Origin of the sequence: Vibrio sp. J1-1 (genome assembly GCF_021728395.1) — a bacterium.
In the GTDB taxonomy this organism is placed as follows: Bacteria; Pseudomonadota; Gammaproteobacteria; order Enterobacterales; family Vibrionaceae; genus Vibrio.
Window position 1 is genome coordinate 20,664 of the sequence record NZ_JAKKCM010000008.1, and the last position, 17,025, is coordinate 37,688.

General features: G+C 45.3%; 13 protein-coding genes. 6 read left to right on the top strand and 7 right to left on the bottom strand.

Annotated elements, in window-relative coordinates; genetic code table 11:
• The first annotated feature begins 55 nt into the window (after positions 1 to 55).
• Entirely contained in the window at positions 56 to 250 is a 195-nt protein-coding gene (locus L3V31_RS14050) for a hypothetical protein (protein WP_237316658.1), read from the top strand.
• Between the two features lie 86 nt (positions 251 to 336).
• On the opposite strand, the gene L3V31_RS14055 is transcribed toward L3V31_RS14050, so the two are convergent.
• From L3V31_RS14055 to L3V31_RS14065, 3 genes are read right to left on the bottom strand one after another with little or no spacing between them, the layout of a single operon-like run.
• Positions 337 to 3,162: an Hsp70 family protein gene (locus L3V31_RS14055; RefSeq protein WP_237316659.1), complete on the bottom strand. Its 2,826-nt coding sequence runs from the start codon at positions 3,160 to 3,162 to the stop codon at positions 337 to 339.
• A gap of 55 nt (positions 3,163 to 3,217) precedes the next feature.
• Complete coding sequence (locus L3V31_RS14060; RefSeq protein WP_237316661.1) at positions 3,218 to 5,164, bottom strand: Hsp70 family protein; 1,947 nt, start codon at positions 5,162 to 5,164, stop codon at positions 3,218 to 3,220.
• Entirely contained in the window at positions 5,164 to 5,796 is a 633-nt protein-coding gene (locus L3V31_RS14065) for a DUF2760 domain-containing protein (protein ID WP_014231770.1), read from the bottom strand. The genes L3V31_RS14060 and L3V31_RS14065 overlap by 1 nt, the downstream gene beginning before the upstream one ends.
• 438 nt (positions 5,797 to 6,234) lie before the next feature.
• Between L3V31_RS14065 and L3V31_RS14070 the strand changes: the two genes are divergently transcribed.
• The gene (locus L3V31_RS14070) at positions 6,235 to 6,765 is read left to right on the top strand and encodes a 3'-5' exonuclease (protein ID WP_237316663.1); all 531 of its coding nucleotides are present in this window, start codon (positions 6,235 to 6,237) and stop codon (positions 6,763 to 6,765) included.
• Between the two features lie 182 nt (positions 6,766 to 6,947).
• On the opposite strand, the gene L3V31_RS14075 is transcribed toward L3V31_RS14070, so the two are convergent.
• The 3 genes from L3V31_RS14075 to L3V31_RS14085 all read right to left on the bottom strand — a co-directional run bounded on the left by L3V31_RS14075 (position 6,948) and on the right by L3V31_RS14085 (position 9,845).
• A complete protein-coding gene (locus tag L3V31_RS14075; protein ID WP_237316665.1) occupies positions 6,948 to 7,388 on the bottom strand; it encodes a TerB family tellurite resistance protein in 441 nt (146 codons plus the stop codon).
• A 162-nt stretch (positions 7,389 to 7,550) separates the two neighbouring features.
• On the bottom strand, positions 7,551 to 9,491 hold the full coding sequence (locus L3V31_RS14080) for an alkaline phosphatase D family protein (protein ID WP_237316667.1): 1,941 nt from the start codon (positions 9,489 to 9,491) through the stop codon (positions 7,551 to 7,553).
• A gap of 9 nt (positions 9,492 to 9,500) precedes the next feature.
• A complete protein-coding gene (locus tag L3V31_RS14085) occupies positions 9,501 to 9,845 on the bottom strand; it encodes a hypothetical protein (RefSeq protein ID WP_237316669.1) in 345 nt (114 codons plus the stop codon).
• Positions 9,846 to 10,290: 445 nt separating this feature from the next.
• Between L3V31_RS14085 and L3V31_RS14090 the strand changes: the two genes are divergently transcribed.
• Positions 10,291 to 10,605: a hypothetical protein gene (locus L3V31_RS14090; RefSeq protein WP_237316671.1), complete on the top strand. Its 315-nt coding sequence runs from the start codon at positions 10,291 to 10,293 to the stop codon at positions 10,603 to 10,605.
• A 117-nt stretch (positions 10,606 to 10,722) separates the two neighbouring features.
• Here L3V31_RS14090 and L3V31_RS14095 read toward each other — a convergent pair whose 3' ends face one another.
• Positions 10,723 to 11,307 (bottom strand): FMN-dependent NADH-azoreductase, encoded by a 585-nt coding sequence (locus L3V31_RS14095; protein ID WP_237316673.1) that lies wholly within the window; start codon positions 11,305 to 11,307, stop codon positions 10,723 to 10,725.
• 186 nt (positions 11,308 to 11,493) lie between these two features.
• Here L3V31_RS14095 and hrpA point away from each other — a divergent pair, with 186 nt between their 5' ends.
• From hrpA to L3V31_RS14110, 3 genes are all read left to right on the top strand, one after another.
• On the top strand, positions 11,494 to 15,465 hold the full coding sequence (hrpA, locus tag L3V31_RS14100) for an ATP-dependent RNA helicase HrpA (RefSeq protein ID WP_237316675.1): 3,972 nt from the start codon (positions 11,494 to 11,496) through the stop codon (positions 15,463 to 15,465).
• Positions 15,466 to 15,649: 184 nt separating this feature from the next.
• On the top strand, positions 15,650 to 16,129 hold the full coding sequence (locus L3V31_RS14105) for a porin family protein (protein WP_237316983.1): 480 nt from the start codon (positions 15,650 to 15,652) through the stop codon (positions 16,127 to 16,129).
• Positions 16,130 to 16,344: 215 nt separating this feature from the next.
• A complete protein-coding gene (locus L3V31_RS14110) occupies positions 16,345 to 16,860 on the top strand; it encodes an outer membrane beta-barrel protein (protein ID WP_237316677.1) in 516 nt (171 codons plus the stop codon).
• Positions 16,861 to 17,025: the final 165 nt, after the last annotated feature.

Genomic DNA, 17,025 nt, shown 5'->3' on the forward strand with positions numbered 1-17,025 from the left:
TTGCCAAACATACTACGCTTAAGTTGCTGAATCGTAAATTGATGGAGTGTCACAAATGAAGAAGGTCACATTAACGTTTGTTGGAGAAGGTTCGGAGCGCATCGCAGAGAAATTTTATACTTGGTTAGCCGATGGCGGATTAGAAGACAGCATAATCGAGACTCTATCTGACAGGGAAGTCTCAGTGGTTGGCATCAGTGATATGGATAATGAAACGCGCGATGTGGTGATTACGACTGAAATGAATTAATGCGTTCTTTTAATAAAATCAGATAAAACAAAGCCCTTCAACGAAGGGCTTTGTGCATTTAATATGCATTTGCTTGGAGAAAAAGCTTAGTGATGAACCAGCGTTAAGCCGCTTGGGAGTGCATCCCCAAAGACACGTTTTGATTCACTATCAGACAGTTCTTTGACTTCTTCAACCAAAGAAACCCAAGAATCAGGCACTTTACTTTGTTTCAGTTTAGTCAGAACCTGCTCGCGGTAGTCGTCTGAAATATCGAATAATCGATCGCCTGTTTTGCGACAAATCATTACTGCTGCAAACGCGATCATTGGTTCTTTTTGCCAGTTTTGCTCTAACAGTTTCGGAAGCCACTGTTCTGCTTGCTCACGGGGGATGACATTGTGCTGGCTGCCGTATAGCGGAGTACGTGAAGCAAGTCGACCCATTGCCCACCAGTGTGCTTGTTGGAATTGACTATGGTTAATGGCTTTACTCAGGAACCACGTTGCTAATAGCACTTTATCTTCAACTTCCAGATGTTCCAGCGAAGCTGACAGGCGCACCATTGACTCGTAGCCCATGTCTTGCGCTGTTTTGGCGGATTGCGGGTTCTTCATCGCACCTGGGTGCAAGTATTTCGCAATGTCAGCCAAAATCGTTTCTTGCTGTTCTTGGTTTAAGCCACCAGCAATACGACGCCAGAAAACCCACCAGTCTGTCCATCCTTGATGGTTTTTAAACTGAATGTTTTGCTGGTAAAGTCCCCAAATTTGTTCGATACGCCAAGAATCGGTTGGGTCACCAAACCCCGGGCGCAATGCAAAGCCCGCAAGTCGAAGCCAGTTCTTTTCATGTTGCTCTGAGCGACGGCGGCGCTTTCTACCTTGAGCAAACGCATCGAAAAGCTGACGAAGAGTCGTGAAGTCCCATTCGTCACGCTTACCCAGTTTCTTCTCAAGATCTTTGGCTAATGTTTTGATCTCTTTACTGTCCGCGCTTTTTTTATTACCGCTGTAGAGACGAGCGACAAGCTCCTTACACTCATTCAATTTTGGATGGAGCTGTACTTCTTCGTTGTCGTCAGCTTGTTTATTACGAACTTCAAACTCTAGCGCCCAACGTTTACTGTCATCTTCTGCGCTGACACATTCCATTTTGAGTGTGCCCACTTCAGTTAATTGGCAAGCGAGTTGTACCTCGACACGTTCTTTTTGGTTCGCATGCAATTCTGCGCCTTCGCCTTCTAGCGTGGTGATGTACGGTGGAAGTGGAACAAAAATGTCAGGGTCTACGTCAACCATCACACCATTTTGAATCGCGGTGTTGTTGGTCAGCGTATCGTGAGTTGAGGTAAGAAGATTAAATCGAACTGGCTCGCCAAGTGTCAGTGAGAATCGACGACCACTTAAGCGAATCTCATGGCCTTCTTCTGTGCCTTTTGCGAGTAAACAAAGGGCTTTACCCATTTTGTTTTTCTCTTGCAGGTGCAGGAAGTAAGAACGAGCAGCACCACCACCGATTTTTAGCTGTGCTCCACGTCGTGCTTTACCATAGGCGACGGCGCCAAGTGCAACGGACCAATCTGGATGTGGGTTATCTAAAACAGTGACAGGAGCGCCGCGCCAGTCAGAGAGTAGGGTAGTGACACGTTGTGTGACAAGGTCACTATTAAACACACCACCGTTGAGTAGTAAACCAACCGGAATCGCGTTTTGTTTTTCGTCTTCTATGCCAAGTGCAGATCGTGATACTTGCTGGTGCTGAGTTAGGAACTCGGCAACGTGTTTACTTACTGCAGGGTCGGCGACGTAAGGTAGCCCGAACTCAACAACCGCACTGCGTCGTTTGTCTGGGACTTGATTAAAATCAGACAGTGGGAAGAAGCCATCCAACGCAATTTGGTGCACTTCTTGTTTACTCAGCGCAATACTCTTGGTGCCACCAAGTAGTTTAGAGCCGCTCCCAAGCATGGTGATTTTCACTTCTTCCGGTGCGTTGGAAGAGAGCAGGTTCTCTTTCGCTTTACGGGTCTGTTGAATCAGTTTTGTCAGGCTCGCAGCAGTCAGCTTTTTATTTTGATTAAAGCGACTTTCTGCCAGGTGCGCCAATGCCAAATCGAGGTTATCACCACCCAGCATAAGGTGTTCGCCGACGCCGATACGGTCTAGCGCTAATTCATCATTGTTGCTGCCATTGCTTTCGACAAAGCGGGCTTCAATTAAGCTTAAGTCGGTAGTACCACCACCGACGTCACAGACAAGGATCAGCGGTAGGTCTTTAAGTTCGTCGGCAGCCGTTTTTTGGTGGCGTGCGTACCAGTCGTAACACACCGCTTGTGGCTCTTCGAGTAGGACGATTTTCTTCAACCCGGCAATCTCGGCCGCTTCAAGGGTGAGTTTGCGTGCGGTCTCATCGAATGACGCAGGAACAGTAACTACCACATCTTGGTCTTCCAGCTTGTTACTTGGGTGACGGTAGTTCCACGCTTGGCGGATATGGTTTAGGTAACTGGCGCTGGCAATCACTGGTGAGACTTTATCAACGTCTTGCGCGCCAGCCCAAGGGAGAATGTCTGAGCTACGATCGACAGCTTGATGTGATAGCCAGCTTTTCGCGCTTGAGACCTGTCGTCCTTCGACTTTCGCGCCCAGTTCACGCGCCCATTCACCGACAATGACGTTTTTAATATCGCCAGAAACAGGCTGATTCTCCCAAGGCAGGGTTAAATCTGACGGGGAGATTTGTCCCTCAGCTGGGTGGTAACGGAAAGAGGGTAACAGCGGTTTACGAACCACTTCACCGGGACCAATCAACTGGTCGATATCAAATAGGGATACTTCGGATTGTTCAAGGTTGTCGGTGATTTCACAATAGGCGACCACAGTATTTGTCGTGCCAAGGTCAATACCAACTAGAAAACGAGGAGATGCCATACAAACCTTCGTGTATTTAAAAACGGCACCCGATTGGATGCCGTTTGATTTCTATTTATTCTTCTTCGTTTGAGTCGCTTTTCGCGTCTTCGCGCACATCGAACTCAACGTGCCATTTTTGACCGTTATCGGCGGCAATCGCTTCTAAGTAAAGCGTACCAAGTTCGGTAACTCGAGAAGCCAGAGTAACCGGAACCACTTCGCCGTCACGACGACCTTCAGAAACGGGTAGCGTTACCTGAATCTCTGGTAACTCTTCAAGCTCTTCCGGTGCCCAGTGATCAAGGTGAGTACCTGCTAGGTCATCACGACGAACTGTTGAACCGAAGAACTGGAAGTTCACTGGTTGGCCGATGATCAAACCAAACTCCTGGCTTGGTACGTCAACGCTTGAACCTTCTTCCATACCGAATGGTGCCACACACAGTGCTTCCATTGGAGGAGCCATGCCCGGAATTGCTGGCATGGCGCTTTCGATACCTACGTAGTAAGCCGAAGCAATACCACCGCGAATACGAACGCCCTGACCACGACGAACTGAGCCGTAGTAAGCCGCACCGCTTGCTACCGCTAGATCCAAATCTACGCCAGTCAGACGTTTGGCCATTTCTGCATCTGCTTCAAGCAACCATTCGTTAATGGTGTCTTCTAAGCGAGAAGCCAGTAACGTTGATTTCAGCACACCACCGTTAAATAGAATTGCGGTTGGTTTGATGAAATCAGCTGACGGCGCAGTGTCAGCGCCCGGCATACCCGGCATATTTGCAAATGGGTTGTAGTCTTGATCTGGAGCCGATTCAGCGCCACTTTGTGCGTTTGCTTGCTTAGACAAGAAGGCAGCGATGTGACGAGTGATGCCCGCATCTTGTGCGTAAGGTAGGCCCATTTGCGTCAGTGCACCACGGTTACGCTGAACAGGGTGGTCAGTAATCGCAACTTGTGGGAAGAAACCATCAACCAGCGTTTGCTGTACTTCTTCTTGAGTCAGTTCGGTCTTAAGCGTTGCGCCAAGCAGTTTAGAGCCACGGCTAGGAACAACGATTGGTACAGATTGCAGCTCACTATCATTCAGTAACGCTTCTTTTGCATCACGGCATGCGTGTGTCATCGCCTGAACTTGCCACGGTTGTAGATCTTTGCCTTCTTGAGCAAGTTTCATCTTTAAGCGGTACGCAAGCGCAAGGTCCATGTTGTCACCGCCAAGCAGGATATGTTCACCTACTGCGATACGGCTAAGGCTTAGGTTGCCGTCATCTTCAGTGACTTCCACCAAAGAAAGGTCAGTGGTACCACCACCGATATCCACGACGAGAACGATGTCGCCGACTTCAACTTCGTCGCGCCATTTGTCGTTGCTATTGTCGATCCAGTTGTAAAGCGCCGCCTGAGGTTCTTCAAGTAGTGTCAGATGAACAAAACCAACGTTGCGCGCCGCTTCTGCCGTCAGGTCACGTGCCGCTGGGTCAAATGATGCAGGAACGGTAATCGTTACATCTTGATCAGCAAGCTTGTGATTAGGATGAGTGTGGTTCCAAGCGTCTTTCAGGTGCTCAAGGTACAGCTCAGTTGCGCGAAGTGGCGATACTTTTTCGACTTCTTCAGGGCTACCGGCTGGTAGGAAAGCATCACGACGGTTAACACCAGCATGGCAAAGCCAAGATTTCGCACTGGCAATCAAGCGGATTGGTGTTTTTGAACCCAGATTACGAGCAATCGCACCAACCAGTGCTTTAGGCTCGCTAGACCATGGTAGTACACGAGATTGCGGATTCATTTCATGTTCGTGTGGTTGGTATAGAAACGAGCCTAATTGGCTGCGAGTTTCCACTGTACCAGGTGCCGTCAATTGCGGGATTGGCATCACTTCTACACGAGCGTCTTCATCGTGAGCATCCACAAAAGACATCACACAGTGTGTCGTGCCTAAGTCGATACCAACGCTAAATTTAGGAGACAGTTGCTCTGAAGTCTCTTGGATGTTTTCTTGGTTCATGTGTTCCATTACAGCTCAACCTCGGCTGGAGCGATAACTGATGCATCGTAATTTTCAGCCAGTTTAGGCAAGTTCATTGATGTAGCCTTCCAGCCCTTGTGAACCAGGGTTCCGTGGAATGGCGCACTGCCTGTAACATTACCAGTTAGGCGAATTTCTTGTGGGTTAAAGTTTTCTTCAACCGTAATGCGAGTTTCTTCGTCTTCGTTACGTACGTGTGCAAGCGTTACGTAATCGCTTAATACTTTTTTACCACCAGTGTGGATAACGCGAGCGGCCGCGCCAACTTCTTCATCTGAGAAAGAAGTTAAGTCTTCTTGTAGGAAGTCAATTAGGCGAGCTTCTTGCTGCATAATAGATAGCAATTGCATTGCAGAGTCAGTAGAAGCTGTTGCGAGTTTTGATTCAACCTCAACGACCTTTTCAACCACTTTCTCTACTTCAACCACTTTTTCAACTTCTACGATCTTCTCAACAGGTTTTTCAACCTCGACGATTTTCTCAACCGGCTTTTCTACCACTTTCTCAATCACTTTCGATTTACGTGATACAGCAACCAGCAAAAGCAATACGCTCGAAGCAGCAAGACCAGCGTGAAGCATATCGAACGTTTGAGGAATTAGGTTCAAATCAATGTTCATGACGTTTTTTCTCTTTCTATTGATTCATTGGTGCATAGGCTCAATGTGTTTATTAAAATGATCGTTTTTGCGATCTTGCACCAAGTTTAGACACTAAAATGATGTCGGATGTTAGCATATTCAAGGCTTAACGCTGTAATAATTCGTAAATTTACCGCACGATTAGCGCGAAAAACCAACGATTGGAACATGCTTTAAAGACCATTGCTTGTTGGTAGCACGATATTTCCGCAATTAATGACACCTTGTCTCGGTTTTCGTCGGCCTTATATATTGCGTCTTTCTACGTCATTATATGAACCTATCAGAGTTATCACGTTACAAAATAGCGTTAACGTAGTGCAAGTGGTGATTAAATCGGCAAGCGAATTCGAGTTTTACATGGCATTGAGGTAGAATCTCTCGCTTTAAAATCTATGCTAGGAATCAAGACAAACTATGAACCATAACCGTATCGTCTGCTTCGATTTAGAAATGTGTTGCTGGAACGAAAATGGCGTTGGCCGTACTGGCGAGATCATCGAAGTCGGGTTGGCTGAAATAGATTTGTCCAAAGGTGAGATCGTTAAACGTGCTCAGTACTACGTTAAGCCTGAACACGATGAAGTCTCTCTGTTCTGCGCAGAGTTAACGGGTATTACCCCACGTAAAATAGAGAAGCAGGGTCGACCACTTGAAGAAGTATTGAAGTCTATGGTTAAGAACTTCGGCGGCCGCAACAAAATTTACGCCTCCTGGGGGCGAGATGACACGATTTTACTTGATGAGTGCAAACAAAAGGGAATTGAAGCGCCATTCACCGAGTTCATTAACCTAGCGACACTTTACCGTATTCAAAACCGCCTTAAAGATAAGCGTATTGGCCACAGAGCCGCTCAAGAAGCGAAAGGGATTGACTGGGAAGGCCGTCAACACTCTGGCTATGTAGATGCTTATAACCTAGCCAAACTTGCACTGACAATGCTTTAGTGTGGGTTTGTAATGAATTTTTAATTCAGCTTATATTTTTCTGTCATGGAATGAATTTAATTTACACTTTGTCAAACAAATTCAAATCTTGACCAGTATTAATAACAACATGTTGGCTTCTAAATAATAAAAACGCGCTTCTTTACAGCGCGTTTTTATTGGGCGTAGAACAGATGGTCTCTCTACTGCGACTGTAGTTTGGCACGGATAAAGTCTCTGTGGTCAACATAGAGTAATTCTGCAGTCTTACGGATGACTGCATCTTCAAGCGGGTCAATTTCCCCGTCAGAATACGCGACTTCCCACATACTCTTTATCAAGTTGTAACGCGTCTCTTGAGTTAACTCTCTTAATTGAGAAGTGAAGTCGTACAGAGATGTTGCATCCTTTGTTTTTAGCGCTGCCTGTTCCAGCAATTGTGTGGCCTCTTCCGAACTCAACGAAAGAAGCTTCATCAGCAAAGAATGTTTTGTTTGTCGCTCTTTTTCGTCCACTTGGTGGTCGGCTCCTGAGACTTCACACAGTAAGCATGCAATCGCCATATTGGGAGACAGAGTATTGGTCTGTGCCAGATCCTCGCCATCGAGAAGCTGTTTAAATAGAGATGTAAGAGAATTGAACATAATGAACACCAAACTGTAACTATCACTTAAACATGGTTATATGTGACTTAAATCTCAAGGGGTCGTATCTGAAATTACGAACTCTTTACATTAACTTTAGTGTGATACGAGCTTGTGAGCTATGGTGATCAATTTCACTACAGGATATTGTCTTACGGCGCATCACGTTTCTATTTTCGTTGGTGGGAAATGAACTTCTTGATTATCTCCCGTAAGTATACTGATTTGGCTAGGCTTGCCTTCATCATCGAGATATAACTCTCCGATCGCACTATGGTTAACCAAACGGTAGAAGTTATGGCTACTTGGCGCACGCTTATAAATTTTGAGTCGCTTACGCTTGGTGAGCCAGTTTAGTGGCGAGCGAGGGCTGTAGAGCATTCTATCCAGTGCATCACAGATCGTGAGTAACCGTGTCGGAAATTGATTCTTAATACCGCTGCAGGTGATTTGATAGATGTTAGGGCTGCTTTTTCGAAAACGTAATTTGATGTCATAGGCAAAAGAGTAATGGACATCGCCTGACAAAAGGACAAAGTTAGTGGGTGTTTTAGTATGAGTAAAAATACTGACGAGTGTGTTCGCACTGCCGGGATGTGCCATCCAGTTTTCGGCATCCACCAATAGTGGTTTACCAACCATGGTAAACACGCGTTGGAGCGATTCAATAAACTTCACGCCAAACATCGGCGCAGCCGAAACAATGATCACTTTATCTTCATGTACTAATTCTTGATGAAATTCAATCAAAGCTTCCCAATCCATCAGGCCAGACGGCTTATTCATTTTAGATTCTGAGCGCCAGCGACGCGTTCGAGTATCTAAAACCACGACTTTGGGGGAGGTTGGAATGGTGTAATGCCAATTCTCGAAGCGATAGAGATACTGAATCAAGTTATCTTGAGCGTCAGCAGAGCCTTGTTCAAGAAAGTCTTTTATGTGAGCCATAAACGGGTCATCGAACTTTTCTGGTGCGTTTCCCCAGCCCTGACAAAACCAATAGGCAATGAGGCTATTACCGATTATTCGTTTCGCAAAAACGTTCGTGTATGCCGCCTGTTCCCAACCAATGGTTAAGTTCCAGTCATCCGTCACATCATGATCATCAAATATCATGTAAGTCGGAAGATGAGCAAGTAGGCGTTGAACACGATCCAAACCGCTTACGAACTTGTCTATTTCAGCCTTTTCTTCACGCCACTTTTGTTGCCAGTTGGGTGAGAGCGCGCTGCCTCCGACATTGAATTGATTGTCTAGTAAGCGGTCACGCTTGACGAGTTCCCATAGCGTCGGCGACCAAGTCAATAAGTACATCGCAAAACATTCTGCAAAACTGATCAGGTGATTTTCACACTCTTTGGAGCTGAAAATAGGGGTGCCACGGTGAGGGAAAAACTGACTTAGCAGGCTGCCGTCATCGACGTAATGCGGCAGCAACTGGTCGCGTCCATAATAACACGCCGCGTGTTGATACAGCGCTTTAGTGTCGGCAATGGGGGCGTCTTGAAACTGTTCATCTGGCAAGCCCAGTAACTCGATTATTTGCTCAATCGCATCTAACGTTGGCCCGGCTACATGATCGACATAAACTTGATCTCCGCTCATGATCAGCATGTCTGGACGAGACTCTACGCTTTGCTGTGCCACTTTTGCATCTGCGGCAACTAAAGCATCGTCACTAAAATGCTGTGGGTTACGGCAAGAACCATGAAGGACATAATCGGCTTTTTCACTGATTAAAAATTCAATCCCTCTCTGCATGTGCTTATCATGCTCATAACTTAAATGAGGCAACAGCTCTGTCAGCAGACCATCTTGCGTGTGGAGCTGATATCGAAGTGGCTGATGAGTAGGAAAGTCGGCTTTTAATGACAGTAAACAGACCCAAGCTCGTTGACCAACCTGAAGTTGAGTGAGTTTCTCAAAGTCCTCAGAATGATACGAAATAGCAGAGTTTGCATCGTTGATTTCAATGAACCCTTCTAATGGTTTGGTAGTAACCAGCCAAATATTCACTTCTGATGCAGTCACTTTGCGGAGAATAGGGCCCGCAATAATAAGAGGAAGGTGAGGATGCTGGGTTTTGTCTAATGATACAGCCAAACTGGTTCCTTATTTGTCTGGTTCTTCTAATATTTCTATTACTTGAGCGCTACTCATTTCGTGACCCGCAAGAAACAAGCCTAGCATCGCTTCTGTCTTCGAAGCGTTGTCGCTGTTTTCGTCTAGGACCTGTCGTAAGCGAGTACGAATTAAGTCTATTTCATGGTCAACGAAACCTCGACCTTCGTCTCCCTGACACTCTTCTGGCGCATTGTCGAAGTTCAAAAATAACAGATTGCCATCGAGTTGTGTTTCCACCAACCTTTCCGGTAGCCATTCTTCCCCCATAACAATATCTGGGTCAGTGTTGGCCGGCAAATTATTAAGGATGGCAATGAGTTCTGATACTTTCACTTTTTATTCGTCATCGTTAGGGCTAGCGACATAACTGGCACAACTCGTTAGGTAATTCATTCTATTTCAACGAAATATGTTACCAATTTATCAAAGCATAAGATTTATTCTGTCACGTATATGACAACATTTCACATTGTAACGGCCCACATAGAAAGAACATAAGTGTAAAGTCGTAATTAATGAACGATTGCTTTTTTATCAACCAATTTCTTTGAAAACGCATGAAATGGATCCAGCAATGCTCCATTAACCCCATTGATGGTCGTTGGGTCATTTTGTTTCCAGCGCATACAAAATCAAAAGGTCGGATTTGTCTCCTCGTAAAATATCATCCATTCTCAGTGAGATGAAAACTAAAACTAAGACATTATTATCCCAGCTAAAATTTGTTTACCGCGCAAAGGTGAAAGCCGTTTGCAATGCGTCTGATGAATTTGATGGCATGAGCAAGATGAGTATCGATTCGTCATTCAATATTCAAATCGAGGGATCTAACTGTACCAATGACGAGTTCGCCAAGCGTTTCTTTGTGGTTCACGGAGAGGGGCATTTGGAGGGCGACGGATGGTTAGTGCTTTACGTTGACTCAATCGAGGTCAATGTGGGTGAGGAAATCGAGATACCCAGTGATGTCGCGTTTGATGCAATGGTAGAGCGCATGGTGCGCGAGGCCGAAGAAGTATTAGAGCAACTCTACGAGAACGCGTTAGAAAACATAGAGAAGGCGCCAGATGAAAATCCAACAGAAGGCTCATAACCGAACATTGTCGCGCATTCTAGTGAATGACTTTTGAATTAGAAAAGATAAAGTGAGTAAGAAAAAGGGATGGCTGTTTCGGCCATCCCTTTTGTGTCTATTCTGATTTACTCAAGCTCACGCTAGCGTTGCTAGTTGGCTCTGAGCTTCAGTGATGCCTTTTGTTGCCGCATCTTCACCCATGTTTAGCGCTTCAGCGTAAACAAACTCCACGTCAGCAATGCCTACAAAACCAAGTATCGTGCGTAGGTAAGGCGTGAGGGTGTCTGTTGGTGTATCTTTATGGATACCACCACGCGTTGTTACTACAATCGCTTTCTTATTTTCAAACAGGCCTTGAACGCCATTTTCTGTGTATTTAAATGTCACACCTGCACGAGCAATCAAGTCAAACCAATTTTTAAGCTGAGTTGGGATAGTGAAGTTATACATTGGCGCTGCAATCACTAGAGTATCTGCAGCTTTTACTTCTTCGATAAGCGCGTCTGATAAGTCGATAACTTGCTGTTGTTCTTGAGAAAGGTCACCTGCCGAGCGCAGTGCTGTCGCTACCGTCAGATCGAGTACTGGCAGTGGGTTCGCAGCCAGGTCACGAACAGTTAGTTTGTCTTGATCTACATTCTTAATGAATTCTTCAACTAATTTATTTGATTGTGAGTTGTCGCCAAGGATGCTTGATTTTAGAGCTAGTACACGAGACATAATGGTTATTCCTTAAATAAGTGCTTTCGACTATGTGATGCATTATAAGCAATGGTCTGACGTTCTAAACCTGACTTGTTTGCTTAAGATGTTCGAAAAAATTGAATAAGCTTTCAGTTGTCTTGTCTTGGCCCTGTTGTGATACAATTCGCGCAGTTTTATGTAATGAAAAGAATAGGAAACGCTTTGACTTCGTCACAGCCAACAAACAAAACCTCCGCTGAAGCGCAATCTGTGCCAGAAAGTGGAGCAAAGAAAGTTCAAGCGCCTCATGCTCAAGTGAACAATGCTGCCTCGCTACGCAAAGCACTTAATCAGTGCATGATGCGTGATCGTTTTCGTTTAAGTAAACGTATTTCTGGCGCAAGTAAAATTAAGAAAGACGTCTCGCGTAATGCAGTGTTTGATGAAATCGCTTTAGACATTGCAAAATCAATGATGGAAGTCGAGCAACGCGGCAGTTATCAGCCAAAAATCGAATATCCAGCGATCCTGCCTGTTAGTCAAAAGAAAGACGACATTGCAAAAGCGATCGATGAAAACCAAGTGGTTATTATCGCTGGTGAAACGGGGTCGGGTAAAACCACGCAGATACCTAAAATTTGCGCAGAGCTTGGCCGCGGCAAATTTGGCCTGATAGGTCATACTCAGCCTCGTCGTCTTGCTGCACGTTCCGTAGCAAGCCGTATCGCGGAAGAAATGGAAACCAAGCTCGGTGAATTTGTTGGTTATAAAGTTCGATTTAACGATCAAATCTCAGAAAACACCCAGATTAAATTGATGACGGACGGTATTTTGCTGGCAGAGATTCAGCATGACCGTTTCTTGAATCAATACGACACCATCATTATCGATGAAGCGCATGAGCGCAGCCTGAACATCGATTTTATCTTGGGCTATCTAAAAGAACTTCTGCCACGTCGTCCTGATTTAAAAGTCATCATTACGTCGGCAACCATCGATCCAGAACGTTTTTCCAAGCACTTCAACGACGCTCCAATCATTGAGGTATCTGGTCGCACATACCCAGTAGAAACGCGTTACCGTCCGTTAAGCGGCGATGACGACAATGATCGTGATCAGTTAGAAGGTATCTTCGAAGCCGTCGATGAACTGTGCGATGAAGGTTTGGGCGATATTCTGATCTTCATGAATGGTGAACGTGAAATCCGTGATACGGCGGATGCGCTTTCTAAACGGAATCTTAAGAGTACTGAAATTGTACCTTTGTATGCGCGATTGTCGGCTGGTGAGCAGAACAAGATATTCCAACCACACGCAGGGCGCCGCATTGTATTGGCAACCAACGTAGCGGAAACTTCGTTAACCGTTCCGGGCATCAAATACGTGATTGACCCAGGTACGGCGCGTATCAGTCGATACAGTTACCGAACCAAAGTACAGCGTCTTCCAATTGAGCCTGTTTCTCAGGCAAGTGCGAACCAGCGTAAAGGTCGTTGTGGTCGTGTCGAAGAGGGTATCTGTATTCGCCTCTACTCAGAGGAAGATTTTGAATCACGTCCAGAGTTTACCGATCCAGAGATCTTGCGCACCAATCTAGCGTCGGTAATCCTGCAGATGACGGCACTTGGCTTGGGCGACATTCAAGCGTTCCCATTTGTTGAAGCGCCAGACAAACGCAACATTCAAGATGGTGTGCGTCTGTTAGAAGAGTTGGGCGCGATTAACTCAGATGCGAAAGATCCGAAAAAACGCCTTACGCCAACAGGTCGTCAACTGGCACGCCTACCAATCGACCCACGCCTTGCGCGTATGGTATTGGAAGCGCCAAAGTATGGCGCGCTAAAAGAGGTGATGGTTATTGCGGCTGCTTTGTCGATCCAAGACCCGCGTGAACGCCCATCGGACAAACAGCAATCTTCAGATGACAAGCACCGTCGCTTCTTCCATGAAGAGTCAGATTTCCTAACGTTTGTAAACGTGTGGGATTACATACAGAAGCAGCAAAAAGCGCTGACGGGTAACCAATTCCGTAAACAGTGTAAGCAAGATTACTTGAACTACTTGCGTGTTCGCGAGTGGCAAGACGTCTACTTCCAAATTCACCAATCCATGCGTGAAATGGAATTTAAGCTTAACGACGAACCTGCTTCATACCACGGTGTACACAGCGCAATTCTGGTTGGCTTGCTATCGCACATCGGTATGAAAGATCAGGAGAAGAGTGAGTATCAAGGTGCACGTAATGCCCGTTTCCATATCTTCCCAGCCTCAGGCTTATTTAAGAAGCAGCCTAAATGGATCATGTCAGCGGAATTGGTGGAAACCTCAAAACTTTGGGGTCGAATTATTGCGAAAATTCAGCCTGAATGGATTGAACCATTAGCCAAGCACTTGATCAAACGCAGCTACAGTGAACCGCACTGGTCGAAGAAACGTGCTGCCGTTATGGCTTACGAAAAAGTTATGTTGTACGGAGTGCCAATCGTCCCTAAACGTCTGGTGAATTACGGCAACATTGATGCATCGGTCAGTCGTGAAATCTTCATTCGTAGTGCTTTGGTTGAAGGTGAGTGGGAAACCAAACACGCGTTCTTCAAGCAAAACCGTAAACTCTTGCAAGAAGTCGAAGAGCTAGAACATAAATCTCGTCGCCGTGACATTTTGGTCGATGACGATGAGCTATTTGATTTCTACGACCAACGCGTCGGTACTGAGGTCGTTTCTGGTAAACACTTTGATTCGTGGTGGAAAAAAGCGTCTAAAGAAAACGCTGAACAGCTCAACTTTGAAAAAGAGATGTTGTTCAGAGGCGATGCCAGCCACGTTACTGATTTGGATTACCCGAACTTCTGGCACCAAAATGGTTTAAAACTCAAGCTTAGTTATCAGTTTGAACCTGGCGATGATAGTGACGGTGTAACGGTTCATTTGCCGCTGCCAATTCTTAACCAAGTGGAACAAGCTGGCTTTGACTGGCAGATCCCAGGTCTACGCCATGAACTGGTTGTCAGCCTGATTAAGTCGTTGCCGAAAACCATTCGTAAAAATTTTGTGCCTGCACCGAACTACGCAGACGCATTCTTGGCTCGCGCTACGCCAATGGAAGCACCTCTACTTGATTCGCTTGAGAAAGAGTTGCGCCGTATGACAGGTGTAGAAGTTCTGCGTGATGACTGGAACCTGGAGCAGGTGCCGGATCACTTAAAAGTCACGTTCCGCGCCGTTGATCATCGAAATCGTAAGCTGAAGGAAAACAAAGACCTTCATGAACTGAAAGAAAGCCTGAAAGAGAAAGTTCAGGAGACGCTTTCAAAAGTCGCTGACGATGACATTGAGCAGCAAGGTCTTCACACGTGGAGCTTTGGTGAACTGCCAAAAGTGTATCAACAAAAACGTGGTGGATATGACGTTAAAGCGTACCCAGCCCTTGTCGATACTAAAGACAGCGTTGAAATAAAACTGTACGAAACGGAATACGAGCAAATCTCGGCGATGCGCGCAGGCCAGCGTCGTTTGATTTTGTTGAACGTGCCGTCGCCTATTAAATACTTGCATGCCAACTTACCAAACAAATCGAAACTAGGTTTGTACTTTAACCCTTACGGCAAAGTGCTGGACTTGATTGACGACTGTATCGCTTGTGGTGTCGATAAGCTTATCGAAGAGCAGGGTGGATTAGTTTGGGAACCTGAGAAGTTTGAAGCATTGAAAGAACACGTTCGTGCCGAGCTTGGTGATACCGTGGTGGAAATTGCTAAGCAAGTAGAAACCATTTTGACGACTGCCTTTAATATCAATAAGAAGTTGAAAGGTAAGATCGACTTTACCATGGCGTTTGCCCTGTCTGACATCAAAGCGCAAGTTGAAGGGTTGATCTTCAAAGGCTTTGCAACAGAGTGCGGTTGGAAACGTCTACCGGATATTCTGCGTTACATGCGAGCAATTGAGCGCCGTATGGAGAAGTTGCCGATCGATCCAAATAAAGATCGCCTGCACATGTTGAAAATCGAATCAGTCACGAATGACTACAAAGAGTTACTGAACAAGATTCCAAAAGGCATGGCCATTCCAGAAAACGTAAAAGAAGTGCGTTGGATGCTAGAAGAATTGCGAGTGAGTTATTTTGCTCAGCAATTAGGCACTCCGTATCCCGTGTCTGACAAACGAGTCAAAAACGCGATTGATGCTTGTTAGCTGTAAAGTACAATCGTGACAGTTATTTATATCAACGCTCGTGCGGTTACTGGTATGGTAATTGCTAGTATTTGACAAATGTGTTGTTTTTAGTTCTAGGGAGGCAATAGTTTGCCTCCCTTGTATTTGCAGTGTCTACGTCAGATTGATAAGACGTAGGAATGAAAAGAGTAAAAGGTAAATGATGAAAAAAACTCTATTAGCAGTGGCACTACTTAGCGCATCTTCTGCGGCAATGGCAGATTCTTGGATCTACGGTGGCGCATCGGTAGGTCAGTCTGATTACAAAGGCGAGACGGATACATCATACTCAGTACACGTAGGTACAGGTATTCTTCCAATTATCGGTATTGAAGCTGGTGTGACTCAACACGGTGAATTTAACGTTGACGGTCGCGATACAAAACTTACCTCTTACTACGCAGCGCTAAAGCCAAGCATCGATTTCGGCCCACTACACATTTACGCAAAAGGTGGTATCCACCAATGGGATAAAGAAGTGAAAGGTGCTAGCGACGATGACGACTTCGATCTAATGTACGGTGTTGGCGCTGAATACTTCATCTTTGGTCCACTTTCTGTGGGTGCAAGCTACATGAACTACACAGCAGATAAAGACGATATCGGTACGTTCTCTGTGAATGCATCTTTGCACTTCCTATAATTTTCGAACTTTTCGAAAGTTAAAAAACACCGGCATTAGCCGGTGTTTTTGTTTCTAGTGGACGCTCAGTCTGAAGTGATATCACAATACAACGAATTGAATATTAATTATTCATTCTTTGTTCTTAATTTCCCTATACCTTCCAATATATAGTGATCATTCTGCTACAAGCTAGGGGCGTGATAATACGCAGAATTACAAAGGATGGTATGACTATGAAAACAAAACTCTCAATATTGGCTTTGGCGTTGTGCTCAACGTCTGCGTTCGCTGATTCATGGCTATATGCTGGCGGGCAAGTCGGTCAGTCAGATATTGAAGGAGAAAATGATACAGCTTACGGCCTACACGTTGGTACGGGAATTTTGCCACTAATTGGTATCGAAGCGGGTTACTTTAACCATGGTAAAGTTGGTCTTTCTGTGGATGGCACCAAAGGCGATGGGGATTTCTCTTCACTCTATTTAGCTGTCAAGCCAAGCATCGATTTTGGCCCGTTCCATCTTTATGCCAAGGGTGGCATCAATGCTTTTAATGTGGACTATAAAGGTTCATTAAGTGCTATCGATAAAGATGATGGTGTCTCTTACATGTATGGCGTAGGGGCAGAGTACTTCTTGTTAGATAATATCTCAGTTGGCGCCAGCTATCAGGCTTTTGGTGTCGATATCGATGGAGACAGCGATTCAGTTAGCAGCTTTACCGGAAACGTTACTTTCCATTTCTTATAAAAATCTCTCCCATGTAAACTCACTTTCTAGTTTAGTGTTAGCAATTGAGTGGTGATATCCCATTAAGGAGAGCCACTTTTTTGTATCGCTTCTACTCACGATATGAGAGCGATAGTTATCAAAGCAAGAGATAGTCATTAGACATCATAGCTTTTTGTTTCTTGT